This is a genomic window from Vibrio sp. AIC-3, assembly GCF_013114515.1.
In the GTDB taxonomy this organism is placed as follows: domain Bacteria; phylum Pseudomonadota; class Gammaproteobacteria; order Enterobacterales; family Vibrionaceae; genus Vibrio; species Vibrio crassostreae_C.
This window is the reverse complement of sequence record NZ_VTXG01000026.1, coordinates 20857-46084: the sequence shown is the minus strand read 5'-3', so window position 1 is coordinate 46084 and position 25228 is coordinate 20857. Positions and strand designations below refer to the sequence as shown.

Annotated in this window: 20 protein-coding genes and 1 pseudogene; 11 read left to right on the top strand and 10 right to left on the bottom strand. The window is 44.2% G+C overall.

What is annotated here, in order from left to right; genetic code table 11:
* Nucleotides 1-233: 233 nt before the first annotated feature.
* A complete protein-coding gene (gene rnb / locus F0229_RS16620) occupies nt 234-2240 on the top strand; it encodes an exoribonuclease II (protein WP_017059497.1) in 2007 nt (668 codons plus the stop codon).
* A gap of 173 nt (nt 2241-2413) precedes the next feature.
* Nucleotides 2414-3244, top strand: coding sequence for an AraC family transcriptional regulator (locus F0229_RS16615; protein WP_017064362.1), 831 nt, complete (start codon nt 2414-2416; stop codon nt 3242-3244).
* A 184-nt stretch (nt 3245-3428) separates the two neighbouring features.
* Here F0229_RS16615 and F0229_RS16610 read toward each other — a convergent pair whose 3' ends face one another.
* Nucleotides 3429-3791, bottom strand: coding sequence for a DUF3024 domain-containing protein (locus F0229_RS16610; protein WP_171733283.1), 363 nt, complete (start codon nt 3789-3791; stop codon nt 3429-3431).
* Nucleotides 3792-4055: 264 nt separating this feature from the next.
* Between F0229_RS16610 and F0229_RS16605 the strand changes: the two genes are divergently transcribed.
* Entirely contained in the window at nt 4056-4871 is an 816-nt protein-coding gene (locus F0229_RS16605) for a phosphate ABC transporter substrate-binding protein (protein ID WP_171733282.1), read from the top strand.
* A 75-nt stretch (nt 4872-4946) separates the two neighbouring features.
* On the opposite strand, the gene F0229_RS16600 is transcribed toward F0229_RS16605, so the two are convergent.
* The 3 genes from F0229_RS16600 to F0229_RS16590 form a co-directional block, all read right to left on the bottom strand.
* Nucleotides 4947-5633, bottom strand: coding sequence for a MaoC family dehydratase (locus F0229_RS16600; protein WP_017059493.1), 687 nt, complete (start codon nt 5631-5633; stop codon nt 4947-4949).
* 334 nt (nt 5634-5967) lie between these two features.
* Nucleotides 5968-9120: an efflux RND transporter permease subunit gene (locus F0229_RS16595; protein WP_171733281.1), complete on the bottom strand. Its 3153-nt coding sequence runs from the start codon at nt 9118-9120 to the stop codon at nt 5968-5970.
* Nucleotides 9121-9131: 11 nt separating this feature from the next.
* Nucleotides 9132-10268: an efflux RND transporter periplasmic adaptor subunit gene (locus tag F0229_RS16590; protein WP_102428000.1), complete on the bottom strand. Its 1137-nt coding sequence runs from the start codon at nt 10266-10268 to the stop codon at nt 9132-9134.
* Nucleotides 10269-10527: 259 nt separating this feature from the next.
* Between F0229_RS16590 and F0229_RS16585 the strand changes: the two genes are divergently transcribed.
* Entirely contained in the window at nt 10528-10971 is a 444-nt protein-coding gene (locus tag F0229_RS16585; RefSeq protein ID WP_004737813.1) for a dCMP deaminase family protein, read from the top strand.
* Between the two features lie 130 nt (nt 10972-11101).
* Here F0229_RS16585 and F0229_RS16580 read toward each other — a convergent pair whose 3' ends face one another.
* From F0229_RS16580 to pepT, 3 genes and pseudogenes are all read right to left on the bottom strand, one after another.
* The gene (locus F0229_RS16580; RefSeq protein WP_171733280.1) at nt 11102-11944 is read right to left on the bottom strand and encodes a mechanosensitive ion channel family protein; all 843 of its coding nucleotides are present in this window, start codon (nt 11942-11944) and stop codon (nt 11102-11104) included.
* 136 nt (nt 11945-12080) lie between these two features.
* Nucleotides 12081-12549 (bottom strand): annotated as a pseudogene (locus F0229_RS16575) (DM13 domain-containing protein).
* A 76-nt stretch (nt 12550-12625) separates the two neighbouring features.
* Complete coding sequence (gene pepT / locus F0229_RS16570; protein ID WP_171733279.1) at nt 12626-13858, bottom strand: peptidase T; 1233 nt, start codon at nt 13856-13858, stop codon at nt 12626-12628.
* Between the two features lie 348 nt (nt 13859-14206).
* Here pepT and F0229_RS16565 point away from each other — a divergent pair, with 348 nt between their 5' ends.
* From F0229_RS16565 to F0229_RS16555, 3 genes are all read left to right on the top strand, one after another.
* Nucleotides 14207-14353 carry a hypothetical protein gene (locus tag F0229_RS16565; protein WP_017059486.1) on the top strand — a complete coding sequence of 49 codons (147 nt, stop codon included), beginning with the start codon at nt 14207-14209 and terminating at the stop codon, nt 14351-14353.
* Between the two features lie 372 nt (nt 14354-14725).
* On the top strand, nt 14726-15778 hold the full coding sequence (locus tag F0229_RS16560; protein ID WP_171733278.1) for an aldo/keto reductase: 1053 nt from the start codon (nt 14726-14728) through the stop codon (nt 15776-15778).
* Nucleotides 15779-15953: 175 nt separating this feature from the next.
* Nucleotides 15954-16688, top strand: coding sequence for an RNA methyltransferase (locus tag F0229_RS16555; protein ID WP_017059484.1), 735 nt, complete (start codon nt 15954-15956; stop codon nt 16686-16688).
* A 96-nt stretch (nt 16689-16784) separates the two neighbouring features.
* Here F0229_RS16555 and fdxA read toward each other — a convergent pair whose 3' ends face one another.
* Nucleotides 16785-17108: a ferredoxin FdxA gene (gene fdxA / locus F0229_RS16550; RefSeq protein WP_004737806.1), complete on the bottom strand. Its 324-nt coding sequence runs from the start codon at nt 17106-17108 to the stop codon at nt 16785-16787.
* Nucleotides 17109-17361: 253 nt separating this feature from the next.
* Between fdxA and F0229_RS16545 the strand changes: the two genes are divergently transcribed.
* Complete coding sequence (locus F0229_RS16545) at nt 17362-18993, top strand: NAD(P)/FAD-dependent oxidoreductase (protein ID WP_171733277.1); 1632 nt, start codon at nt 17362-17364, stop codon at nt 18991-18993.
* A gap of 107 nt (nt 18994-19100) precedes the next feature.
* On the opposite strand, the gene F0229_RS16540 is transcribed toward F0229_RS16545, so the two are convergent.
* On the bottom strand, nt 19101-20561 hold the full coding sequence (locus F0229_RS16540; protein ID WP_171733276.1) for a hypothetical protein: 1461 nt from the start codon (nt 20559-20561) through the stop codon (nt 19101-19103).
* A gap of 197 nt (nt 20562-20758) precedes the next feature.
* Nucleotides 20759-22414 (bottom strand): ABC transporter substrate-binding protein, encoded by a 1656-nt coding sequence (locus F0229_RS16535; RefSeq protein WP_136973989.1) that lies wholly within the window; start codon nt 22412-22414, stop codon nt 20759-20761.
* Nucleotides 22415-22814: 400 nt separating this feature from the next.
* Between F0229_RS16535 and F0229_RS16530 the strand changes: the two genes are divergently transcribed.
* The 3 genes from F0229_RS16530 to F0229_RS16520 all read left to right on the top strand — a co-directional run bounded on the left by F0229_RS16530 (nt 22815) and on the right by F0229_RS16520 (nt 25219).
* Nucleotides 22815-24014 (top strand): DEAD/DEAH box helicase, encoded by a 1200-nt coding sequence (locus F0229_RS16530; protein ID WP_171733275.1) that lies wholly within the window; start codon nt 22815-22817, stop codon nt 24012-24014.
* A gap of 109 nt (nt 24015-24123) precedes the next feature.
* Nucleotides 24124-24525 (top strand): PPC domain-containing DNA-binding protein, encoded by a 402-nt coding sequence (locus F0229_RS16525; protein ID WP_017059481.1) that lies wholly within the window; start codon nt 24124-24126, stop codon nt 24523-24525.
* A 70-nt stretch (nt 24526-24595) separates the two neighbouring features.
* Nucleotides 24596-25219 (top strand): PolC-type DNA polymerase III, encoded by a 624-nt coding sequence (locus F0229_RS16520; protein ID WP_017059480.1) that lies wholly within the window; start codon nt 24596-24598, stop codon nt 25217-25219.
* Nucleotides 25220-25228: the final 9 nt, after the last annotated feature.

Here is a 25228-nt window from a genome sequence, read left to right as displayed (position 1 = left end):
ATAAAAAAATCCAGAAAAAATTGAAATACATCACATATTTTTCGCTTTTACATCAATACTGGTTATCATATCGTCAAAACTTGATGAATATCTCGTCACAGCACCCATCTCCTAGCAAATTGACCTAGTTAAATAAGAGGGCAATTAATTAACGCTCACTTCGCCTTTAAGTAGTAATCAAGCCTCGCAATGATTATAGTGTGCTCAATTGTCCTCGATAGATAAAAGTCAAAATGTTTCAAGATAATCCTCTACTCGCTCAGCTCAAGCAGCAAATCCAAGAAACCCTCCCTAAAAAGGAAGGTACCATCAAAGCCACTGAAAAAGGTTTTGGTTTTCTCGAAGTTGATAGCAAAACAAGCTTCTTTATCCCGCCTCCGTACATGAAGAAATGTGTGCACGGTGACAAGGTGATTGCCATCATTCGCACAGAGAAAGAGCGCGAAGTAGCAGAGCCTGAGGAATTGGTTGAACAAGGTCTTACTCGCTTTATTGCACGAGTTAAGCTTTTCAAAGGCCGATTGAACGTTGTTCCTGATCACCCGCAGCTCAAAAAACTGCAACTTAAAGCGAAAGCAATGAAGGGTCTAAACCCTGAAACGCTTAAAGAAGGTGACTGGGTTGTTGCTCATATCGTTCAACACCCATTAAAAGGTGACAATGGTTTCTTGGCTCAGATCTCTGAGAAAATCACAGACGCTGACGACAAGATTGCACCTTGGTGGGTAACGCTGGCACAAAACGATCTACCAAACAGCGAGCCTGAAGGCATCGACAACTGGCTAATCAACGATGACGCCGATCTTGAACGTGTAGACATGACGCACGTCCCTTTTGTGACTATCGATGGCGAAAGCACAAAAGATATGGATGACGCGCTTTACGCGAAGAAGAAAGAGAACGGTGATTTTGAACTGACTATCGCAATTGCTGATCCAACGGCTTACATCTCTCCAGATGATGCGATGGATAAAGTGGCACGCGAGCGCGGTTTCACTATCTACCTTCCTGGTCGCAACATCCCAATGTTGCCTCGTGATCTTGCTGACAACCTATGTTCACTGATCGAGAACGAAGTTCGTCCTGCACTTTGCTGCACAGTAACGGTATCTAAAGATGGCGTTATCGGTGATGACATTAACTTCTTCGCTGCAAACATCAAATCTCATGCTCGTCTTGCTTACGACAACGTATCAGACTGGCTAGAAACAGGTGCATCAGAGAAATGGCAACCATCAGAAGAGATTGCTGCAATTGTTTCTGATCTTCACCAATTTGCTCAAGCACGTTCAGCATGGCGCTCAGCAAACGCTGTTGTGTTCCCAGATCGCCCTGACTACCGCTTTGAACTGAGCGAAGATAACGATGTTGTCGCTATCCACGCTGACATGCGTCGTAGCGCAAACAAGCTGGTTGAAGAATCAATGATCAGCGCGAACATCTGTGCGGGCCGAGTACTAAAAGAGAGCTTCAACCAAGGTGTGTTTAACTGCCATTCTGGTTTCAAGGCTGAGAAAATCTCCGACGTTCTTGAACTGGTAAACCCGCAAGCGGAAACGCCGTTCACTGAAGAGCAAATCATTTCTCTAGAAGGTTTTGCTACTCTACGTCGTTGGTTAGGTTCTTTAGATAACAGCTACTACGACAACCGTATTCGTAAATTCCAAGCGTATAGCGAGATCAGCAATGAGCCTGCACCGCACTACGCGATGGGATTAGATATTTACGCAACTTGGACTTCTCCAATTCGTAAATATGGCGACATGATTAACCACCGTATGCTTAAAGCACACATCTTAGGTAAAGCGCCAATTCAAACACCAGATGAAACTATCGGTGATGAACTTGCCCTGCACCGCCGTCACCACGGCATGGCTGAGCGTAATGTTGGCGATTGGTTGTATGCTCGCACTCTAGCCAATGCTCCAGCAGAAGAAACTCGTTTCCAAGCTGAGATTTTCGATATTAACCGTGCAGGTATGCGTGTACGTTTACTTGAAAATGGTGCTGCTGCATTTATCCCTGGATCTCTCATTCTTAATAATAAAGAAAGAATAGAGTGCAACGGTGATATGGGTACTGTATCTATCGATAAAGAAATGGTATACAAACTGGGAGACGTTTTAGAAGTAGTTCTCTCTGAAGTTAATCAGGAAAACCGTAACTTAGTAGCAAAACCTACTCAAGTATTTGCGGACTTGCCTAGCGAGCCTGAAACGACAAACGAAACCGAAGCTTAAAGGCTTTAACAGCTACAGCTTTCAAGGTCAAAGCTATCAAGGTCAAAAGCTTCAAAGGTTCACTTCTAAAGGCGCTAATTATTAGCGCCTTTTTTGTAAATGTCTCATGCTTAAACAATACTTAAAAAAAACAATCAATAAGCAATCAATTTACAACGTCAAAGAAGCTCACTATGTCATCAATCACAGTTACTCAGTTCAGAAACTTCATTCCCAGGAGACGAGAACGTTATCCTGCCTCTAAAAACGGTATCTTTATAGTGTCGAAAGGCAGCATTTCTTTTGTGTTGCCCAATGGTACTCAAGCCTCGTTGCAAGCGGGAGATTTCACCCTTTACAATTCTGGTCAGATTAAAGACATCACGGTTAACACTGAAAATGGCGAATTCAGCGCAACCTGCTTAGATTTTGATTTGGCTATCTTTCAAAAGTTCATTAATCAGTTCAGCGATTTAGAGTCCGCTCGAATCCCAGACAAGTACATTAAGTTCAATCAAACGGATACTGAGCTCTGTCAGTTGAAAGATCTCATCATGTCACTGGCCAACTCTTCTTCTCAGAATGACTACGCACTCACTCAATTAGGCTTAAGTTTGCTGTCTTTGATGGTGGAACAGTACCCAGCTCTATTGGCTATTATTGCTCGAGCTTCAAGGTTAACCGTGACCCAAAGAGTCATTCATTACATCGAGCAAAACATTGAAAACAATATCTCTTTGGATACGCTCGCCAGTTACATGGGAATGTCACCGGCTACGCTTAAACGTCGCTTATCGGCTGAAGATCTGTCGTTCTCAAACTTATTAAAGATAAAACGTATTGCTCATGCAGCCACTCAGCTAAGAACATCGGATAAGTCGATCACTCAAATCGCGTATGAGTCAGGCTTTAAAAGTGCCGCTCACTTCAGCACGGCCTTTAAAACGTATCACGGAAAAACACCAAAAGACTTCCGATCGCTAGTGGCACAAGCACAACTGCAGAGCGTAAAGCCGCAAGTTTAAAGAAACAAAGCGATAGATTGATGTGGATGTCTTAGTTGGGAACTGGTGTAAACCAAGTGGCTTCAATATTAAGCCACTTGGGTGTGGGATGAGATGATTTGGCTTTGGGATTCAGTGGTTGAGTTTTGATACTCATTGATTCAGCTTTGCGAGCAGGCCACCAGCAAACGTGAAAACAGAGTGACTATGACCAGAAGTACGATTTAGGGTCTTTTTCTATTTCCGCCAAAATAGCATCAAGATCCTTCGATTTAGGAAGGTACGGATACGGCCCCCAATTCACAGAGTCGGTTTCGATATCCCCTTCAAGCGGCACCATCACTAACCAACAAGACAGCGACTCATCAAAAGTCACGCAGACGATCTCGTTTGTATAATCACTGTGAGATGAGTCGAGTAGATAATGCGCCTGAGAAAACAGCACACCACCCTCACACTCTTCATATAGGGATTTGCCTAGCTCGACAGGTAAACTTCGATTTCGAGATGTACAGAGCCTCTCGGCCCCAATTAAAAGACGATTCAGATCGATATGAATGACGGACATAACACCCCTTGTAACTTCATAGAAACTTCATAGAAACTTCTAAGTAGTGAATTCCTCTACTTAGCTTAGGACTCAACAAACATTTTAGCGAACAAGCGTAATCAAAATACCTGCCCTGCTCCCAGAAACGAATCTTGCTTTCGGAAACCCAGAAAGCTACGACTCATCAAGCGAACAGCTATACATCGAGAGTATGGAATTTCACAAAAGTGTCATATAACCGACCTATCATATGCGACAAATGTTATTAACTAGGAGTTGTTTATGTTACGAGTCGCGCTTGCCTCTCTTTTATCCTTAGCCCTGTCTTCTCATGCTGCTTTAGCACAAGAAACCACTATTTCGGGCTCCACTTCAGTATCACGAGTGATGGATGTATTAGCTGAGGAGTACAACAAGACTCACCCTGATAACTATATTGCGGTTCAGGGCATTGGTTCTACAGCAGGTATTACCATGGTTAATAAAGGTGTCTCTGACATCGGTATGAGCTCGCGTTATTTAACCGACCGCGAACAAGACGAGAAGTTGAAGGTATTTCCAATTGCCTTTGACGGCCTAGCTGTAGTAACTAACCGCTCAAACGCTGTAAGCAACGTTACACGTGAGCAGCTGTTCGATATCTACAAAGGCAAAATCACGAACTGGAAAGCTGTGGGTGGCGCAGATCAGCCTATCGCAGTTGTCACTCGCGAAGCGTCTTCTGGCTCACGCTATAGCTTCGAAAGCTTGCTTGGTTTAACGAAGATCATTAATGACCGTCTAGTGTCTGACATCAACCCAAATAACTTGGTTGTAAACAGCAACAGCATGGTTAAAACGATTGTTAACCATAACCCACACGCGATTGGTTTTATCTCTGTTGGTTCAATCGACCGTTCGATTAAAGCAATTACATTTGAAGACGTAGAGCCAACATCTAAGAACATTGCTAACCACAGCTATGAATTGGCTCGCCCATTCTTGTTGCTGCACAAGACAGACTCAGTTTCTGACGAGAGCAAAGACTTCATCAAGTTCGTGAAGTCAAAGCAAGGGCAAGACCTTATCGAAGAGTACGGCTACACTCGCATTAAATAAGTGAGTGAGTTTTATCTTATGAAAAAAAGAGAGAGCATTAAGCTCTCTCTTTTTTTTGGAATCTATATGGTTCGTTTAGAAGTGAAGTTGAATCACTGAAACGATCACAGCGCCAGGACGACGAATACCTTCGATTTCGACGCGAATTTCGCGTTCAATCTCTAGGCCTTTCTTAATTGGCGTTACTTTTGTTAGCGTACTTTTAGCACGAACATTACTGCCCGATTTAACAGGGTATGGGAAACGTACTTGGTTAAGACCAATGTTTACGACCATCTTCGCTGTTGGGAATTGAGACTTGTCAGGGTCAACACTGTCAGTCAATCGAGGAAGCAGAGATAAAGTTAAAAAACCATGTGCGATGGTTGTTTTGAACGGAGAGTCTGTTTCCGCTTTTTCAGGCTCAGTGTGAATCCACTGCATATCTTCAGTAACAAGGCCGAACTGGTTAATACGGTCTTGACTTACATTGATCCAGTCGCCAGTATGGATGACTTCACCGATCTGTTGATTAAGCTCATCAAACACAAGTTGTGCTTCTGGCTTAAGTACGATCGGCTGTTCCACCGGCATCTCTGGTGCATCTTCATTGACAGCAGGTTTGTGGTGATCACGAACCCACGCAAAGAAATGGCTATTTTGCGTACGATTAAGAAAGTCGCCCCAGTAATCTCTAAGAGCTGGAGACATCCATTGCATAAACTCTGAGTGTTGCGAAGACATGCTATCGCCTCGGTGTTTAAATAAATCAATGACTTTCATAAGAACCTCAATGCACAAAAAATTTCAATATAACTTCGTGATTTTGAAACACTTCACACTATTGTGCAAATGTTTTCGAGCATACAACCGTTAGCTGAGCCTTGTTAAAATCATATTAAACATATACTTACCAATAAAACATCATTTTATTACAAAACCCAAATTAGAGTGTTAGCTCTATCACATGACAAACATTTGTTTATATAAAAGGCGTTTTTATTCATAAGTGGAATAAAAAAAGGCTTAGCGCAATGCTAAACCTTAGTTTTTACAAGGAATTAGTTTTCCGAGGGTTGGTCTTGTAAGAGACGAATCTTACAAGACACTCAATCCCCTATTCGTCATCAAGCGGAACCAGCTTGGTATTACCACCGTGTACTTTCTCACGCTTACGTTGCACGAATGCGTAGAAGCCAGGGATTAGGAACGTACCCGCCAGTAACACACATAACAGGCCGCCGATCAGTGAAATACCCAAAGAGTTCTGACTCACGTGACCTGCGCCCGCAGCAAAGATAAGCGGGAAGATACCTAAGATGAACGACCAAGACGTCATGTTCACAGCACGGAAACGTAAAGTACCGCCCTTCACCGCCGCATCTTCAATCGGTGCGTCTTTCTCTTCACGCTCTACCTTTGCGAATTCCACAATCAAGATTGCGTTCTTCGCGGCCAAGGCTATCAAGAGAACCAAACCTATTTGTGCATAAAGGTTCAGCGGAGTGCCCGTTAGATTCAATGCCAAGAAGGAGCCTAAGGTTGCGACAGGTACCACGAGGATAATCGCAATCGGAATTGTCCAACTCTCGTATTGAGCCACCATAAACAGGTAGATGAAGATCAGAGCCAGTGCGAAAGCAAAGATCGCTTGGTTACCTGCTAGTACTTCTTGGTAAGCCATGCCTGTCCATTCGTACTGATACCCCTGAGGCAATACTTCTGCAGCTACGCGTTCCATTGCCGCAATCGCATCACCACTTGAGTAACCTTCTGCAGGTTGACCTTGAATCACGGCACTGCGGTACATGTTGTAACGCCATGCTACATCTGGTTCAAAGATCTGGTCGTAAGTCACCAATGTGCTTAACGGGATCATCTCGCCATTAGACGAACGAACGTGGAATCGTTGTAGGTCGTCCATGCTGCTACGGTGTTCACTGTCAGCTTGCATGGTTACGCGGAAGTTCTTACCAAACATGGTGAAGTCGTTCACGTACAACGAACCAAGGTTACCTTGTAGTGTTTGGAAAATTTCCGACAACGGAATACCTAATTGCTGCGCTTTCTCACGGTCAATATCGACATAGTAGTGAGGTACGTTCGCACGGAAAGTACTGAATGTGTGTGAAATCTCAGGCTGTTTGCTCGCCTCAGCTATCACGTCATTCATCACCATCGCTAGATCAGTTCGGCTACGACCTAATGTATCTTCAAGAACGAATTCAAAACCAGACGCTGCACCCATACCCGGTACTGCTGGAGGCCCCATCGCAAACACGACAGCTTGAGGAAGTTCAGTCGCAGCACGACCATTAATACGCTGTGAGATAGCCTGAGCAGAGTGTTGACCATCCAGTGCATTACGCATGTCCCAATCGTGAAGCTTGATGAACATTGACGCACCATTCGACGCAGAAGCGCCCGTCATAAATGCGTAGCCGTTAACCAGTGTTACGCCATCAACACCCGGCTCTTGTTCAACCATTTCAAGCAGCTGCTTAGTCACTTCTTCGGTTCGAGACAAGGATGCCGCGTCAGGAAGCTGAACGTTAACCAGCAAAATGCCTTTATCTTCTTGAGGTACAAACGCCGTAGACGTTGTCTTCGCAAAATAAGTCACAGCCGCCAAAGCCACAAAGAAGAAAGTGAACAGCAGAACGCCTTTCTTAACTAAGAAGCCAGCCACTTGACCGTATTTGTTAGTAACAGACTCTAGACCACGGTTAAATGCTTGGTACCAACGCGCCGTGTTACCACCACCCTGCTTAAGAACCAGTGAACACAATGCAGGTGATAGCGTTAATGCGTTAATTGAAGAGATAACAACCGCGATACAGATAGTCAGAGCGAACTGACGGTACATGATGCCAGTAATACCAGGAAGCATTGCAACAGGGATGAATACCGCAAGTAGAACCAAGGTCGACGTAATGATCGGCCCCGTTACTTCTTTCATCGCAATAAGCGTGGCTTTACGCGGTGAAATGGTTGGGTCTTTAGCCATTGTGGTATCAACGTTCTCGATAACCAAGATCGCATCATCTACTACGATACCAATCGCTAGTATCAAACCAAACAGGGTTACCGTGTTGATGGTGAAACCCGTCATCTGCATGATGGCAAACGTACCAATCAAAGATACCGGAATCGCAACTACAGGAATCAAGGTTGCACGCGCACTACCCAAGAACAGGTACGTTACCGCAATAACCAGCAAGATGGCTTCGATTAAGGTCTTTACTACCCCTTTGATCGACTCAGCAACAAACAGTGTAGTGTCGTAACTTGCTTCATACGCCACGCCTTCTGGGAAGTTCTTGCTTAGATTGTCCAGCATCGCCATCACAGCTTTGCCACTTTCCAGAGCATTAGCGTCTGACTGAAGTGACAGCGTTACGATCGACGCATCTTGACCACGGTATTTACCATTACCGTCGTAGAACTTTTTACCAAGCTCAACACGTGCAATGTCTTTTAAGTAAACCGTTGAACCGTCTTGAGTTGCACGAAGAACAACATTTTCAAACTCATCAGCTGTTTCTAATCGGCCTTTTGTTACCAAGTTGAATTGTACTTCTTGTGCGTTGTTATAAGGTGCAGCACCAATACGGCCTGCAGCAACTTGAACGTTCTGCTCTGCCAACGCGCGATTCACGTCTGAAGTGGTGATATTGAGGTTAGCCATTTTCTCAGGATCTAACCAAACACGCATCGCGTATTCACCACCACCCAACACGTTAACTTCACTGATGCCCTTCACACGAGCCAGCTGATCTTTAATGTTCAAGTTCACGTAGTTGATCAGGAATTGGTCGTTGTACTCACCGTTTGGCGAGTAGAAGTTCAATACCATCAACAGGTCAGGAGAACGCTTCTTAACCGTTACACCCACCATTCTTACTTCTTGTGGAAGCTTCGATTCGATCTGAGCAACTCGGTTCTGAACGTTGACCTGAGCCATATCTGGATCAGTACCAACATCAAAGGTCACGTTAAGGTTGTATGAACCATCGTTAGCACTTTTAGAAGACATGTAGATCATATCTTCTACGCCGTTAACCGACGTTTCTATGGGGTCGGCTATCGCCTGTTCTACTACTTCAGCACTTGCACCTGTGTAGAATGCGGTAACATTTACAGAAGGCGGGCTGATTTTTGGATATTCCGCCACTGGCAAGATAGCGAGAGAAATCGCACCCGCCAGCGTTAAGATTATGGATATGACAAGGGCAAACTTGGGCCTTTGAATAAAGAAACGACTCAACATAAATAAGCCCCTTACTCAGCTTTTTCAGCAGCAGGTTGAATGCGAACGGACATACCATTACGCACACGCTGTAAGCCTTGAGTGATCACTGTGTCATTCTTCTCCAGACCGGAATGAACAATCACACCACCTTCAACCTGACGACCCATCTCGATGTTTCTGCGCTCAGCAACGGGTTCGGCTTCTCCTTCAACTAATACCATCACGAAGTCGCCTTCGAGGTCGGTTTGCACTGCACGACGAGGAATAGTCACAACATCAATAGGTTGTTTTTCACGTAGATCAACGCGAACGTGTTGGCCTGGAAGTAGTTGCTGATTCGGGTTATCAGCAATCGCACGCATCGCGATCGTACCAGTATTAAGGTTGATACGGTTGCCCAAGAAGTCAAGCTGACCTAGATGTTCGAACGCTTCACCGTTCTCAAGCATGATCTGAACTTCAACACCTGCAGAGTCGCTGCTGCCATCGCCTTCGATGCGGTCCATACCCAGCTCAATACGCTCACGCTCACTGATGCTGAACGATGCATGGATTGGGTCTAGGCTAACCAAAGTTGTCAGAACACCTGAAGACGGTGAAACTAGGTCACCTTTACTTACTTTAGTGTCACTGATTCTTCCAGAGAAAGGCGCGATAATTTTGGTGTGAGAAAGTTGGACATTCGCGGCGTTTAACTGAGCTTGGCTTGCTTCTAACTGTGCTTGAGAACCTAATAGGTTTGCCGTTAATGCATCAAATTCAGATTGAGAAATACTGCCCTTAGGAAGTAGGTTCTTACCACGATTGAAATCAAGTTCGGCTTTTTTAAGGTTGGCATTCGCTTGAGCAACAGCCGCTTTCGCGCTTGCTACTTCTGCTTCAAATGATGAAGGCTCAATTGAGTAAAGCAATTGCCCCTTCTCGACCATTTGGCCTTCTTTGAAATGGCGGCTTTGCAGGTAGCCAGAAACTTGTGCAGTAATTGCCGTGTCTTCAACGGCTTCAATACGACCGATGTACGACTTACTTTGCTGGTGAGAAACAACGCTAACATCCTGTACAGCTACGAGAGGTAAAGGTGCTTGCTTGGCATTTTGAGCATCTTGCCCACACCCAGCAAGAATAAGAGAGCTTGCAAGAGCCGTAAGGATTAACTTTTTACGCATGGTTATACCGTCACTTATGAGAAATTGAACAGCATAAAAGTTACGTAACACAATTGCTTCAAATGTCCGAGGAATATCAATTATAACTGGCCAAAGTGTATCAATATGTTAATTGAAACCAAGTGCTTATAAAGTGATTACAAACACGCTACAATTCCTAAGTAAATCAATCTCTCAGCTTTTGTTCTCTATGGATATTGTCTAACATAATGTATTGTCAGACAGATAAGCATTCACATTTAATTGTTAAGGAATTCTCATGATTTCAAAATGGGCTAAACGTTTCTATCAAATGGCGGAATTGGTCGGTTCTTGGAGTAAAGATCCTTCAACTCAAGTCGGCGCCGTAATCACTAAGCACAACCGCATTGTTTCTGTTGGTTTTAATGGCTACCCACATGGCGTGTCTGATAGTGCGGATACTGATGACAGAGAGATGAAGTACCTCAAGACACTTCACGCTGAAGAAAATGCGATCTTATTCGCCAAGCGTGATTTGGACAGCTGTGAAATCTGGGTGACGCATTTCCCTTGTCCAAACTGTGCAGCAAAAATCATCCAAACAGGTATTTCAGCAGTACATTGCCCAGAGCAAAGTGAAGATTTCCTTTCTCGCTGGGGTGACAAGATTAAAGTTAGCCAAGATATGTTTGAGCAAGCTGGTGTACAAGTGGATTGGTTACCACTCGCTGACCTAGATTAAGCTAACAAATAGCAAGAACAAAAAAGCCGAGAGTCGATAGTATCGCTCTCGGCTTTCTTATGTTTGGACTTATAGTTTGGACGCTATAGTTTAGAGACTATAGCTTGGTCACTGTAAACTGATGAGCAAACTAAGCGCTCGTTGGGAATGCTTCCGCGTATGCTTCCATGAAATCTTTACGAATCTCTTGCTCTAGATGAACCGCCTTCTCGGTTGGACAGAAAATCATAAAATGGACTTCTTGCTCACCTGTCGAACTGCTTGTGATATGGATGTGAGGCTCAGAACCCGGAAGGTCAACACCAGCGTGCTTTTCGATCACACCGTTGTAACGGCGAGCAACATCGATAAACTCTTCGCAATGCTCTTCAATTTTCACAATAAGACCCGACAGCATAGGGTATAGGTTTACAAAGTCTTTCACCGTCACAAAAAAGTTATGATAAACATAACGCTTCATGAAGTTGAGGTTCTTAACCGGATAAGTGAAGAACATGCTATTAGGCAGCGTGGCTGTCTTGCCAGTGAAGTGATATTGCCCATGATACAAATCGATTTCTTGAATCACGGTCGCCATCAGATTGTGCTCAATCACTTCACCGCTGATTTTACCCACTTCGATCCAGTCGCCGATTCTAAATGAACGAGAACTCGCACGCTGAATAGAACCGGTGAAACACAAAATGATCTCTTTTGAAGCCACTACTATCGCAACAGCAATGGCCGTGACAGATAGCGCAAACTCGCTGATTTCGGATTTCCACAGCACAAATAACGTCACAAGAATAATCGCGAATGTGCCGTTTTTGGTTCGTGACATCCAGTTACGTTGGTCTTCACTAAGGAAAGCAACATCACCTCTTATTTGAGATAAGGTGATTCGGCGAATGATCAAAATAATAGTGATAATCAACGCACTAAAAATAAACTTATGAGCGAGTAGGAAATCTATTACTTGCCACACTTTTTCCATTACTTAATCCTTAGCATTACAACAGTTAGCTTTACAACGATTAGCTTTACAAGAAAGCCGCTAATATCAGAGCTATGAAAAAGCGCTCAACTCCGGAGCGCTCGTGTTCATTCTGGTACCAGCCTAGCTAAGGCTATCATTTTATCTGGGCAGAAGTAATAAATTGGCCAAAAGTTTCACACCAAATCACAACGGTATTAAATCGATTAAGATCAATATCTTCAGGCAGCTCAACCATAAAACGGTCGAATGTTTTCACATCTCCAACTCTGAGTAACTCGTTCTTACTGTCATTAAAAGCTTGTTCGGTTTCAATAAACTTAGGCGAGAGGTAGATCTTGTAGTCTGGTCCCGGCGCCAGTTCGCCCTCAAAAGCAATCGCACTTTCAGATACAGAGACGATGCCTTCTCCCCAATGCAAGGAAATCACTGTCTTCTCGGTCTTTGGTAAACTCACCTGTGTAGATAGCCTGCTGACTGATCGCTTCGACGGAACTTGAGGAAGGAGAATCAGGCTCAATCAAAATAGGTAGCGCATAAACACCAAGCCCAATACCAACAGCACCCACGGCTAAGTGGGTGCAAAGTAAAACTAACTTTTTCATCGCGTACTCCCTTATACTTAAAGAGAGTATTATTGAATACTCTCAAAAATACAAAGAGATATAACGCTCTAATGTTCTATTTTTGGTAATGAGTTGCCGTACGTTGAGACAATTCGACAATTACTTTTACCGCTTGCTCCATGCCTTGAATGGTAATGAACTCATGAATACCGTGGAAGTTGTAGCCACCAGTAAAGATATTCGGACATGGTAGCCCCATGAAAGATAAACGAGCACCGTCTGTACCACCTCGGATTGGTTTAACCATTGGCTCGACATTGCACTCAATCATCGCCTGCTTGGCCAATTCAATAATATGTTGATGCGGTTCAACCATCTCTTTCATGTTGAAGTAGCTATCGGTTAGCACCAGCTCAACACGGCCTTTCTCAAGGCGCTCATTCAGCTCATCGACTTTCTGCTGCATGAATGCTTTACGCGCTTCTACACCCTCACGTTCAAAATCACGGATGATGTATCCCAGTTCAGAGCGAGCCACACCCATTTCCGCCGATTTCAGGTGGTAGAAGCCTTCATAACCTTCTGTGCACTCTGGTGTTTCTTGCGCAGGCATCATCAATTGGAATTGCGCTGCAATGTTCATCGAGTTCACCATTTTATCTTTTGCGGTGCCCGGGTGAACGTTCACGCCATGACAGATAACATCGGCGCTCGTGGCATTGAAGTTCTCAAATTCCAACTCCCCTACTGGGCCACCATCGATGGTGTACGCCCAATCGGCGCCAAATTTTTCAACGTCAAACAGGTTCGCACCGCGACCAATCTCTTCATCCGGCGTGAAACCAATGCAGATGTCGCCGTGTTTGATGTCTGGATTCGCTTTCAGGTAAGCAATTGCACTGATGATTTCAGCGATGCCCGCTTTGTTGTCGGCACCAAGCAGAGTTGTGCCGTCAGTCGTAATCAGGTCGTGACCATGTAAAGAATCAAGATCTGGATACTGGCTTGGGTTCAAACTCTCGCCACTTTTCCCTAATTCAATCGTTCCACCTCGGTAATCTTTAATCACTTGTGGTTTCACGTTGGCGCCTGATGCGTCAGGAGCGGTATCCATGTGCGCCACAAAGCCAATCGCAGGCACATCGTAATCGACATTCGACGGCAGTTTCGCCATCAAGTATCCATTGTCATCTAAAGACACATCAACTAAGTCTAATGCCACCAATTCTAACTTTAAGGCTTCAGCAAAGGTAATTTGACCCGGTGAACTTGGGCATTGCTGATTAGAAGGATCGGATTTGGTATCAAAAGTAACGTAATTCAGAAAACGTTCTACAAGCTTTTCCATAATTCATCTCACCATGGATTAAGTAATTGATTTACTGACTTAATTATTATGTCGATAAGTGATACATCGTTAAATAAATACGAGCACAGAGTCAGTAGCGAGGGTTTTCATCTTACGCCCCTGACCATGTATGTAATTGCTCTAAATCATTATTGTGCGAAATTAGATGCGCTTCCTATACTTGAAAACAGAGGGTTTCGTCAGTTCAACATTGCATACGGATGATAAGAGATCGCTTTGTACGCATTCTACGCCCTCCGCTCTCAGCCTAACAAAAGTACAAAGTGGATGATGATCACAATTTATCCTTGATGCAGAATCTGTCATACGTTACACGGAGACACAGTTATGACGATTAATAAATATTTCATTTTCTCTCCTCAAGCCTCTGAGGAAACGCTTCGACCAGTATTAACTGAGAAAGAAGTTCAAAGGCAGGAAGCTCTAAGACAGGCGCAGATCCAGGGTGGATTAGACACAAACGCGACCTCGTAACTCAATGAATACCTAGCACTATTAAGACCCCTATAAAAAAGCTCTACGCTCTATCCGGTAGAGCTTTTTTTATTTTTGATCTGTTCTCCTCTCCCCCACTCCCAAACAAGCTGAACATTAAACCTTCGCTCATTGCTTGTTGTTCTTCACTTCTCGATCACCAATTGGCTCATAGTTTCTCGCGAATGTATTTTCACGCATTGCACACACTAGCTTGCAGCGCTGAGAAATGACTCACTAAACTCCCCGATGCCATACCTTGTCGTGTCATTTTGTGCTAATAATTCATATTCGTTTTCATTCCTCACTCGCCCTCTTTTCAAAACTATAATGCGAGTACCAGAGAACCTAACCACAGGAACCCCGAATTCAATGGAATATTCAAAGCTAGGAAGTAGTCAAATTCCCGTTTCCCGTATCTGTCTTGGCAGCATGACTTGGGGGCTACAAAATACGCAGCAGCAAGCCGACCAACAGATCGAATACGCATTAAGCCAAGGTATTAACTTTATCGATACTGCAGAGATGTACGCGGTTCCACCTTCTCCAGATACCTACGGAAAAACAGAAGCGATCATTGGTAACTGGTTATCGCGTAACCCACAGCGTCGACAAGAGTTGATCATTGCGAGCAAAATTGCCGGGCCAGGGCTTCCTTGGGTTCGAGATGGTGGCCCGATAACGGGTGAAGCCGTGATCGCCGCGGTTGATGCGTCATTACAACGCCTACAAACCGATTATATTGATCTTTACCAACTTCACTGGCCAAATCGCACTACACCTCACTTTGGTAAGCATTTCCCGAATCACATTCGATTTAGTGATATTGGCCGAAAGCAGCATGAAGCTGAGATGTTGGAAATCCTACAAGCACTGGCAAGCTGTATTAAGGCGGGTAAAATTCGCCATGTCGGGCTTTCAGATGATTCTACTTGGGGCATTAACACTTACCTCAAGCTGAGTGAAAAACACGATTTGCCACGTATGGTTTCGATTCAGAATGAATTTAGCCTACTGCACGCAAAAGACTGGCCATATCTGATTGAGAACTGTGTGCATGAAGATGTCGCTTACCTGCCATGGTCACCTTTAGCTGCAGGCATGTTGAGTGGAAAGTACATCGATGGCGCAAGACCGGAAGGCAGCCGTTGGACTTACATGCAACGTAAAGGCATTTTTCGTGATACTGAATCTGCCAATGAAGCGGTTAAAGGCTATGTTGAAGTGGCGAATGCTCACGGGTTCACTCCAAGCCAACTGGCATTGGCTTGGTGTAATCAAGTTGATGGGGTGACGTCCACTATCATTGGTGCAACGACCATGGAGCAGCTAAAAGAGAACGTAGCCGCTTTCAGTAAACCGTTATCAGAAGAGATCCTGACTGATATCAACACAGTCTTTAAGCGCTACCCTGCTCCGTATTAGGCTGTCAGTTCAGCTTAACTTAAGTAAGTAAATCCCATAAGAGCGCGCTATTTAGTGCGCTTTTCTTTTTTAAGTGGATCGCTTTTGCTTTTTATATGGATCGCATTGAGCTATCACGCTTTTGGTTCGCTAACCTTTGCTCTATAATGCGCGGGCTTATATCTAGGATAAAAACATGATTTCAAAAAACCAATTAAAACTCCTTCGTGCTTTGGGTCAAAAGAAACAACGTAAAGCCCACGGCCTGTTTCTAGTTCAAGGTGAAAAGAACGTTCTTGAGCTGTTCAATAGTGACTTAGTGGTGAAGAATGTCTTTGCTACCGCTGATTTCTTATCTGAAAATCATGCTTCACTGATTGAGTTTGATTGTGTTGAAGCCTCGCTGGATGATCTAACCAAAGCGAGCACTTTGGTCAGTAACAACGCAGCGATTGCGGTTGTTGAGATCCCAACGTTTGAACTACCAGAAGCAACAGGACTGATGATTGCGCTTGATGGCGTTTCAGACCCTGGCAACCTAGGTACGATTATTCGCGTAGCAGACTGGTACGGCATCAAGCATATCGTTGCGAGCAGCGATTGCGCAGACCCATACAACCCTAAAACGATCAGCGCGACTATGGGCAGCTTTGGCCGCGTACACGTAAGCCAAACAGACTTACCAGCTTACTTAGAGCAAGCGAACCTACCGGTTTACGGTGCTTTCTTAGAAGGCGAAAGTGTTCATAAGACTGAGTTTACTGCTAACGGCATTTTATTGATGGGCAGTGAGTCTCACGGCATCCGTGAACACGCGGCTAAATACGCGACTGATAAGATTACGATTCCAGCATTCGGCGGCGCAGAGTCTTTGAACGTGGCAATGGCGACAGGCATTATTCTCGACAACATGCGTCGTCAGCATAGCTAGACCTCTAAGCTAACTAGCCAATCGACAGTGTTCAGATATTAAAAAAGGCGTATTGATTAAATCAGTACGCCTTTTTATTTGAGTTCTTTTCAACAATTACTTTTCTAGCATTGCCAACTTATCAGGCACACCATTCCACTTTTCCGCATCATCCATCGCTGGTTTTACTTCTGTTTGCACAGGCCAAATCTCAGCAAGTTCTGCGTTCACTTCAATGAAAATCTTTTGATCTTCAGGCAGTTCATCTTCTTGGAAGATCGCTTGAGCATCACATTCAGGTACACATAAACCACAATCGATACATTCGATCGGGTTAATTACCATGAAGTTTGGGCCTTCATGGAACGCATCTGCGGGACACACTGCCACACAGTCTGTGTATTTACATTGAATACAATTATCGCCTACGACAAATGCCATGATGCTCTGCTCTATAAGTTAGTCAAAATTGAAGAATGGGGATAATACTCATCCCAAAGCAAAATTCAACATCATACGGCTCTAATATCGTGTCTATTTGCTCCATGTTTCCAAATTAGTATGACAGATAAATCAATTTCTCGTAAAATGCGCGCCATTGTGAGCTTATCGCTTCTTTGAACATCAGCGTTTCCATCAAACTCTGTATTAAGAAACGATCTAGCTAAGACACCTATAAAAACGAGACATCGAAATGATACGTTTAACCGAAATTAAACTCCCACTAGACCATGAAGAGTCTGCTATTCAAGACGCTATTGAAGCGAAACTTGGTATTAACTCTGATCAGGTACTCTCTTTTAATATCTTTAAACGTGGCTACGATGCTCGTAAGAAATCAAAGATCTTACTTATCTACACGCTTGACGTTCTCGTTGAAAACGAAGCTGAGTTGTTAGAACAATTCATTAGCGACCCGCACGTAAAAGTGACTCCTGATATGGAGTACAAGTTTGTTGCTAAAGCGGTTGAGAACCAAACTGAGCGCCCTGTGGTTATCGGTTTTGGCCCATGTGGTCTATTCGCTGGCCTAGTGCTTGCTCAAATGGGTTTCAACCCAATCATCGTTGAGCGTGGTAAAGAAGTTCGTGAGCGTACGAAAGATACCTTTGGTTTCTGGCGTAAGCGTACGCTGAACACAGAATCAAACGTACAGTTTGGTGAAGGCGGCGCAGGTACTTTCTCTGACGGTAAGCTGTACAGCCAAGTTAAAGATCCAAAGCACTACGGCCGTAAAGTAATTGAAGAGTTCGTTGCTGCGGGTGCACCAGAAGAAATTCTATACGTAAGTAAGCCGCACATCGGTACCTTTAAACTGGTTACCATGATCGAAAAGATGCGCGCTTCTATCATTGAACTTGGTGGCGAAATCCGTTTCAGCACTCGTGTTGACGACGTTCATATGGAAGATGGTCAAATCACTGGCCTAACGCTTTCTAACGGTGAAGAGATCAAATCTCGTCACGTGGTATTGGCTGTTGGCCACAGTGCTCGTGACACATTCGAAATGCTACACGACCGTGGCGTTTACATGGAAGCGAAGCCTTTCTCTGTTGGTTTCCGTATCGAACACAAGCAATCAATGATTGATGAAGCTCGCTTCGGTAAAAACGCAGGCAACCCAATTCTAGGTGCGGCGGACTACAAGCTGGTTCACCACTGTAAGAATGGCCGCACTGTATACAGCTTCTGTATGTGCCCAGGTGGTACTGTGGTTGCTGCAACGTCTGAAGAAGGTCGCGTAGTAACAAACGGCATGAGCCAATACTCTCGTGCAGAGCGTAACGCAAACAGCGCGATCGTAGTTGGTATCGACCCAGAACGCGATTACCCAGGTGACGCACTGGCTGGTATCCGTTTACAACGTGAACTAGAAAGCGGTGCTTATGTTCTTGGCGGCGAAAACTACGATGCACCTGCACAGAAAATCGGTGACTTCCTGAAAGGTCGCGATCCAAGTGCAATCGGTGAAGTACAACCGTCTTTCACACCGGGTATCCATCTAACAGACATTTCAAAAGCGCTGCCTGATTTTGCTATCGAAGCGATTCGTGAAGCAATCCCAGCGTTCGAGAAGAAAATCAAAGGTTTCTCTACACCAGACGGCCTACTAACAGGTGTTGAGACTCGTACGTCTTCTCCTGTATGTATCAAGCGTGGTAAAGACTACCAAAGCATCAACCTTAAGGGCTTCTTCCCTGCAGGTGAAGGCGCAGGCTACGCAGGCGGCATCCTGTCTGCTGGTATCGATGGTATTAAGGTTGCGGAAGCACTTGCACTGTCAATGGTAGAACAGAACCAAGCAGAGAAGATTGAGCTCGCTTAACAACGCGTTTTAATATTATCTAAAGCTAAAAATCCAGTGTCTGATGGCACTGGATTTTTTTATTGCGTAAAGCTATTTATAGTTATTGAGTAACGACTTCGTCAGCGTTACTTACAAGTATCTTTTGACCAATTCACACCATCATCTGAACATTCCATTCGACTTGTTCCATTCTGGTAATAATAACCTTTGGTCCAGTTACCTTGAGAGTATTTAGACGTTATCGTTTGAGTGTAATCAAACGGTGTATTCTCAATGTACGCATACTTATGTCTGTTCCAACTATCAGAGCCATAAGAACTATTGTCATCAAAGTCTACCGAGAGATAGCTGAGTGCATCAAAGTCGCTGCGTGAAACGCTACCCAATGAATCACCCAAATTCACCCACTCTGGACGTGGTGCATTATTCTCAAAATTAAATTTCGCTTGTACCTGAGTAAACTGATCTTTGTAGTCACCGACAACATCAACCGACAAGGTTTGCATGAAGCCCGCACCCACGTCTTGACGAGAACAGCTGTCCCAATCAGGTTGTTGAGACCCGCTACGGTTAATCACACCAAAAGTAGTCAATGAGTTAGGCAGAACCTGCTGCTTGATGGTCTCTTGCACTGAACATGAATATTCCGTTCCATCACTATTCAATGAGAACGAAGCTGCTCTGTCATACTCTAAGCCATCTTTCTTCTGACCATTACGCTCAAAATGTTCACTTAACGCCAGTTCTGTCTGCAGGTCGGCTGAAACTTCATGTTCAATGACAATCAGCTTATCCGCAGTCATCACTGTTTTAACTTTATACCACTTATTAATTTCGTTCTTCTTGGAGTAATCCCAATGCTGCCAGTAATAGTCAACATAAGCTTGCTGGGCTGTCGGGTTCTCTTTTTGAATCTCTTTGGTCTCTTGATACGACTTTTTAATGGCAGGCATCATCTTCTGCGCTAAATCGTAGAGCTCAGTATTTTGATCTTTAACGAAATCACCATACAAGTCCTCTACTGCGATGTTGTATCGGTTCGCAATTCGGAAGTCATGCTCTTTCACATTTTGGATAATGCTATTTTGGGTGTTCACGGCTTGCTTCAAAGCAGAGCAACTGTTTAAACCACCTTTATACAAGTCGGCTTGGATCTGATTCCATAAAACAGTTGTCAGTGGCGTAGTCGACTTAATTTCTTGCTCAGAACTCACCGTCATGACTGGCGGAAAGATTAACTGATAAGGTTCAGTAATCGGTGTGTTTGGGCTGTCTGCATCAATAGCGCCTACTGGCACGTTCACTACGATTGGAGCGTAGTCCATACAGTCTGAGTTAGAGCCCGTCAAAGATAGCTCATAGCTGCCCTCACCGTCCGTGACACTGCTAGGCTCACCTTCATCTAATACGCCATTATAATTGATATCTAGAAACGCGGTCGCCCCGGAAATATACCCGTCAATGGCGACACCTTGTAAGGTTCTCGTTTGAGGAGCAGGAGCACTTGTGTTGCTACCACCGCCTCCTCCGCCACAAGCCGTAAGGCCAACAGCTATAAGTGCGATAGAAATAAGCTTAAGTTTCATTCGATTAGATCCTAATGAAATACATTATAAATGGAATTGTCATTGGGGGGATGACCGGAAATGACTGTGATAGTCATAGCCAGCCATAATAGCGATTGGCATTAGAAAGAAACACGAAAGGGTGATAGCCGATTCGTGCATGTTTTCATTTTGAACAGAAACTAAAAGATAGGGAAATGGGGTTAAAAATGGACTAATTACTTCTCGTTCGAAGCTATCCAAAGCTTATAAAAATCACTATAACCGGTTTGGTTAATCTCTACCCCATGAACCTCAACACTATTAAAAACCTTCTCTTTGCCGTGAAATAACGGACAAAGTAACTTCTGTTGATAAAGCGAACCTTCAATCTCTTTCAACTCGCGCATTGGGTCCTCGCCACTGACAGCAGCTCTAACTCTCTCGCAATGCGCCTTCATCTCAGAATTGTTGAAAATGAACCTGAGACCAGATGAAGCAAGTAGCCAATCGTAAAGACCATACTCTTTTGGCTGTTCGATAACTTCTTCAATAAATAACAAGTCTGCCGACTCACTCATGGAGCTAGGGTCACTGATATTGGTAAGCTCAACAACTTCAATAGCGACACCCGTTTTTACAATCGTTTGTTGCAGCCAGTCCGCCATATCTTGAAGTAAAGGAATCGTCATTCTAGGTCGTGTTAATACAACCGTGCCCGTCAAAATAGGAATGGGATTGCTGGATGTTAATTTACTCGGCGAGAAAGACAGATCATCCGTCACCATATCAGCATCAAACTCTTTACTGCTGGACTTGATAAACGATACCAACCTGTCGAGTTCTTCAGGGGTTATGCCCGAGTTTTCTCTACGATTAACCGCAAGATACGAAAGTGCATTGATTGTGGTTTCTTCTGCTACGCCAGATTGATTAAAACTCAGGGTGTGATCATTCAAACCTTCTATGTCGGTGAGCGTTATCTGTTCTAACAAGGCATTTTGAGCAAAGTAACCTCGGTGACGTTTAAGAACCAAGCACTCTTCGCTCCAATCGTCTAATGAGAAAGGTCCGGTTCCGATATAGGCACTGCGCCCGCTCGAAAAATAAGTACGCTTGCAGCGGTAAATAGACGCGTGTGGGCTAGTCAAAGCATAGAGAAACATTGGGTTTGCGTGTGTCAGCTCAATAGTCAGTTGTTTATCACCCACCACTTGAACATCACTGACCTGATCAAATAAAGACTGTACTGGCCCTTCGATATTTTTTAGCTGCAACAAACATTGAGCAACATCTTTGGCCGTTAAAGTTTCACCGTCATGGAATAACACATTCGGTCTCAACCAAAAATGCAGAAATCGCCCTTCCACCTTCCAATGGTGCGCGAGGCTCGCTTGGGGATTTCCCTCATGGTCTTGGACGAGTAACGTATTGTATAGACTTCTTAAGATGTGATGTTCTGCGGTTCGGTATGTTTTTGCTGGCTCAAGGTTATCGACCCACGGATATTGAGTGATCAGCAAATGGTCATGTTGTTGATTGAACAGACTATGTTTTTCAGTCGCTAGCGTCAGTGCCTTTATTGCAGCATCACCATAGCTTTCTAGAAGACGAGGAATAACGTTAAAGCACCCTTGTTCTAACTGAAGCGCTAACACTTGTTCTAATGCTTCGGGAAAGCTGACCAAAATTCTAAACTGGCTAAGCTTCCCTCTTCCTTTGGACGGAATCCAACAAATCCAGCGATATTCTGATAAGCATTTAAGAATGATCGAAGTGTTTCGACGAGAAGTCGATAGCGAGTGTTCTAGGTCATCGATCGTTAGGTGATACTCTTCACCTAGTTCATACTTTGCAATAAGCTGCTGAAGTCTACGTAAGTTAGCGTCGTTCAATGGATATCCGAATTAAGCGTCTAGAGGAACGAGAATAGCTGTAACCCAAATGGGAGGTCTATTTACTCATTCAAGTTGGAATATGCTGTATGAAACTGTTGATATAAATAATATCAAGATCCAACTTAATTGATAAACACCTCTTTTAGCAAACCAAATAATCACTGATCGTGCATATTCAGTGGCAAAAATAAGTGGGAGATTAATCCTCCACCGGATTTGCTATTTGCTCTACATTCCTGCCTTATCGTTGTGCTATTGAGCCAGTATTATCCAACTAAAGTGTCTATGTTACTAGCGGTACACAAGCAACATGGTAGAATGCCGCCATTAATCTTATCCTTGTATAAGATTGTTAAACCTTTCCATCGCTATTTAGCCAAATCATACCGAGAAACTTATGCCATTTTCCAAGCTTGGATTAAGCTCACCTATTGTTAAAGCCGTTGCAAAACAAGGCTATGAAAAGCCAACCTCTATTCAAGAAAAAGCAATTCCGATTGTTCTTTCTGGTAAGAACCTTATTGCTGCAGCACAAACAGGTACAGGTAAAACTGCGAGCTTTGTTCTCCCTATCTTAGAAATGCTAAGCAAAGGTGAAACGCAGCGTAAAAAACGTATCCGCGCAGTTATCCTGACACCAACGCGTGAGCTGGCAGTTCAGGTTGAACAGAACATTACTAAGTACGCGAAGTTCCTAAACCTAACATCACTAGCGATGTACGGTGGCGTATCTTACCAACACCAGAAAGATCGCCTGATTGAAGGTGTCGACATTCTTGTGGCAACACCAGGTCGTTTGATCGACATGTACGGACAACGTGCCGTTCACTTTGATGAAGTTGAAGTTCTGGTTCTAGATGAAGCTGACCGCATGCTAGACATGGGTTTCATTGAAGACATCAACAAGATCATCGCGCGTCTACCACAAGACATCCAAAATCTACTGTTCTCAGCAACGCTTTCAACGCCAGTGCGCGCGCTAGCGAAAAGTGCTATCAGTGAAGCGGAAGAGATTTCGATTGCCAAGACTGATGCGTCTAAAGCGAACATTGAGCAATGGTTGGTAACGGTAGATAAAGACCGTAAGTCAGCACTATTGAGCCACATGATTACCGAAGGTAACTGGGACCAAGCGCTTATCTTTATCGAAACCAAGCACGGCGCGGCTAAGTTGGTTGCTCAACTTGAGAAACGTGGTATTCAAGCGGAAGCTTTCCACAGTGGACGTAGCCAAGCGATTCGTGAAAAAATCTTGGCTGACTTTAAGAAAGGTCGCCTAAAATACTTAGTCGCGACGGGTGTTGCTGCTCGTGGTATCGATATCGACAACCTAAGCCGCGTAGTGAACTACGACATGCCATTCCCAGCAGATGATTATGTTCACCGTATTGGTCGTACAGGCCGTGCTGATGCATCTGGCGAAGCGATCTCTTTCCTATCAAAAGATAACTTCAAAAACCTGTGCATTATTGAAAAGCGTCTGGGTCACTTGATTGAACGTCGCGTTGTTGAAGGTTTCGAACCACGCAAAGAAGTGCCAATCTCTGTATTGAACTTCGTGCCTAAAAAGAAAAGAGACCTGCAGCAACCTGAGTAATTTCAGGTTTAGACAATGCAAAAGTCGCGTTAGCCAAAATGAAAATAAAACGAAGTCCTATGTGGCTTCGTTTTGTTCTTTGAAATACATATAACGTTGAGGCAATAAGATGATCACTCCTATCGCAACGAGATTAACCCGCGGCCAAGACCTAAAGCTAGAGATCCAGAGGCTAGTGACAGCGCACAATATCTCCGCGGGCTCTATTGCGTCTTGTGTCGGATGTGTTTCTCAACTCAATATTCGCTTAGCTAATGCCAACAACACCAAGCTAGTTCAAGCTCCGTTCGAAATAGTCTCGGTGATGGCAACGCTAACCCCAAACCACCAGCATATTCATATCTCCGTTGCTGATGAGAATGGCAATGTAATTGGTGGGCATTTGCTTGAAGGGACGATTATCGCGACCACGGCTGAATTGATTGTTCACCGCTACGATACCTTGACCTTCAACAGAGAGCATGACGATTCGACGGGTTACACTGAACTTACTATCAGCAATAGCAAATAACTGATTTACCCATAGCAACACCAAACGCCCCATACAAAGCGATACTACCAAACAGCAATTAGGAAACACGATGGCTCCAAACTCCGCAGATTCCGTTATCGTTCTCGATTTCGAGACCACAGGCTTATCACCAAATATGGGCGACCGAGCGATTGAGATCGGTGCGGTTAAACTCGTTAACGGCGAAGTCGTCGACACCTTCCAGCAGCTCATGAACCCGGGATTTCGTGTGAGTGGATTCATTGAAGGTTATACCGGAATCAGTAACCGTATGTTAAGCACAGCGGCCAGTTGTAGTGAAGTGATGGATGAGTTTGCAGACTTCATTCAAGACAGCCAACTTGTCGCTCACAATGCCTCATTTGATAAGCGCTTTCTTGATGCGGAATTAGATAATATTGGTCGCGATTACAATGGACAGTTCGCTTGCTCAATGTTGATAGCTCGTCGTCTAATCCAAGACGCACCAACTCATAAGCTAGGCGACCTTGTGCGTTTCAAAAATATCGACAACGACGGTACTTTCCACAGAGCGTTAGCCGATTCAGAAATGACAGCAAGGTTGTGGTTATTAATGATCGATGAGCTGCAGAGTGACCACGGTATTCAACAGCCGAGCTTCCAATTGATGCAGAAAATATCGAAGACAGCCAAAGGTTCGATTCCAAAACTACTGATGAGCAACAGGGGTTAGGTTCCGAAA

What these genes read in the sequence shown, in the direction of transcription:
- rnb (WP_017059497.1), top strand. Translation starts at nt 234, where the DNA reads ATGTTTCAAGATAATCCTCTACTCGCTCAGCTCAAGCAGCAAATCCAA.
- F0229_RS16615 (WP_017064362.1), top strand. Translation starts at nt 2,414, where the DNA reads ATGTCATCAATCACAGTTACTCAGTTCAGAAACTTCATTCCCAGGAGA.
- F0229_RS16610 (WP_171733283.1), bottom strand. Translation starts at nt 3,791, where the DNA reads ATGTCCGTCATTCATATCGATCTGAATCGTCTTTTAATTGGGGCCGAG.
- F0229_RS16605 (WP_171733282.1), top strand. Translation starts at nt 4,056, where the DNA reads ATGTTACGAGTCGCGCTTGCCTCTCTTTTATCCTTAGCCCTGTCTTCT.
- F0229_RS16600 (WP_017059493.1), bottom strand. Translation starts at nt 5,633, where the DNA reads ATGAAAGTCATTGATTTATTTAAACACCGAGGCGATAGCATGTCTTCG.
- F0229_RS16595 (WP_171733281.1), bottom strand. Translation starts at nt 9,120, where the DNA reads ATGTTGAGTCGTTTCTTTATTCAAAGGCCCAAGTTTGCCCTTGTCATA.
- F0229_RS16590 (WP_102428000.1), bottom strand. Translation starts at nt 10,268, where the DNA reads ATGCGTAAAAAGTTAATCCTTACGGCTCTTGCAAGCTCTCTTATTCTT.
- F0229_RS16585 (WP_004737813.1), top strand. Translation starts at nt 10,528, where the DNA reads ATGATTTCAAAATGGGCTAAACGTTTCTATCAAATGGCGGAATTGGTC.
- F0229_RS16580 (WP_171733280.1), bottom strand. Translation starts at nt 11,944, where the DNA reads ATGGAAAAAGTGTGGCAAGTAATAGATTTCCTACTCGCTCATAAGTTT.
- pepT (WP_171733279.1), bottom strand. Translation starts at nt 13,858, where the DNA reads ATGGAAAAGCTTGTAGAACGTTTTCTGAATTACGTTACTTTTGATACC.
- F0229_RS16565 (WP_017059486.1), top strand. Translation starts at nt 14,207, where the DNA reads ATGACGATTAATAAATATTTCATTTTCTCTCCTCAAGCCTCTGAGGAA.
- F0229_RS16560 (WP_171733278.1), top strand. Translation starts at nt 14,726, where the DNA reads ATGGAATATTCAAAGCTAGGAAGTAGTCAAATTCCCGTTTCCCGTATC.
- F0229_RS16555 (WP_017059484.1), top strand. Translation starts at nt 15,954, where the DNA reads ATGATTTCAAAAAACCAATTAAAACTCCTTCGTGCTTTGGGTCAAAAG.
- fdxA (WP_004737806.1), bottom strand. Translation starts at nt 17,108, where the DNA reads ATGGCATTTGTCGTAGGCGATAATTGTATTCAATGTAAATACACAGAC.
- F0229_RS16545 (WP_171733277.1), top strand. Translation starts at nt 17,362, where the DNA reads ATGATACGTTTAACCGAAATTAAACTCCCACTAGACCATGAAGAGTCT.
- F0229_RS16540 (WP_171733276.1), bottom strand. Translation starts at nt 20,561, where the DNA reads ATGAAACTTAAGCTTATTTCTATCGCACTTATAGCTGTTGGCCTTACG.
- F0229_RS16530 (WP_171733275.1), top strand. Translation starts at nt 22,815, where the DNA reads ATGCCATTTTCCAAGCTTGGATTAAGCTCACCTATTGTTAAAGCCGTT.
- F0229_RS16525 (WP_017059481.1), top strand. Translation starts at nt 24,124, where the DNA reads ATGATCACTCCTATCGCAACGAGATTAACCCGCGGCCAAGACCTAAAG.
- F0229_RS16520 (WP_017059480.1), top strand. Translation starts at nt 24,596, where the DNA reads ATGGCTCCAAACTCCGCAGATTCCGTTATCGTTCTCGATTTCGAGACC.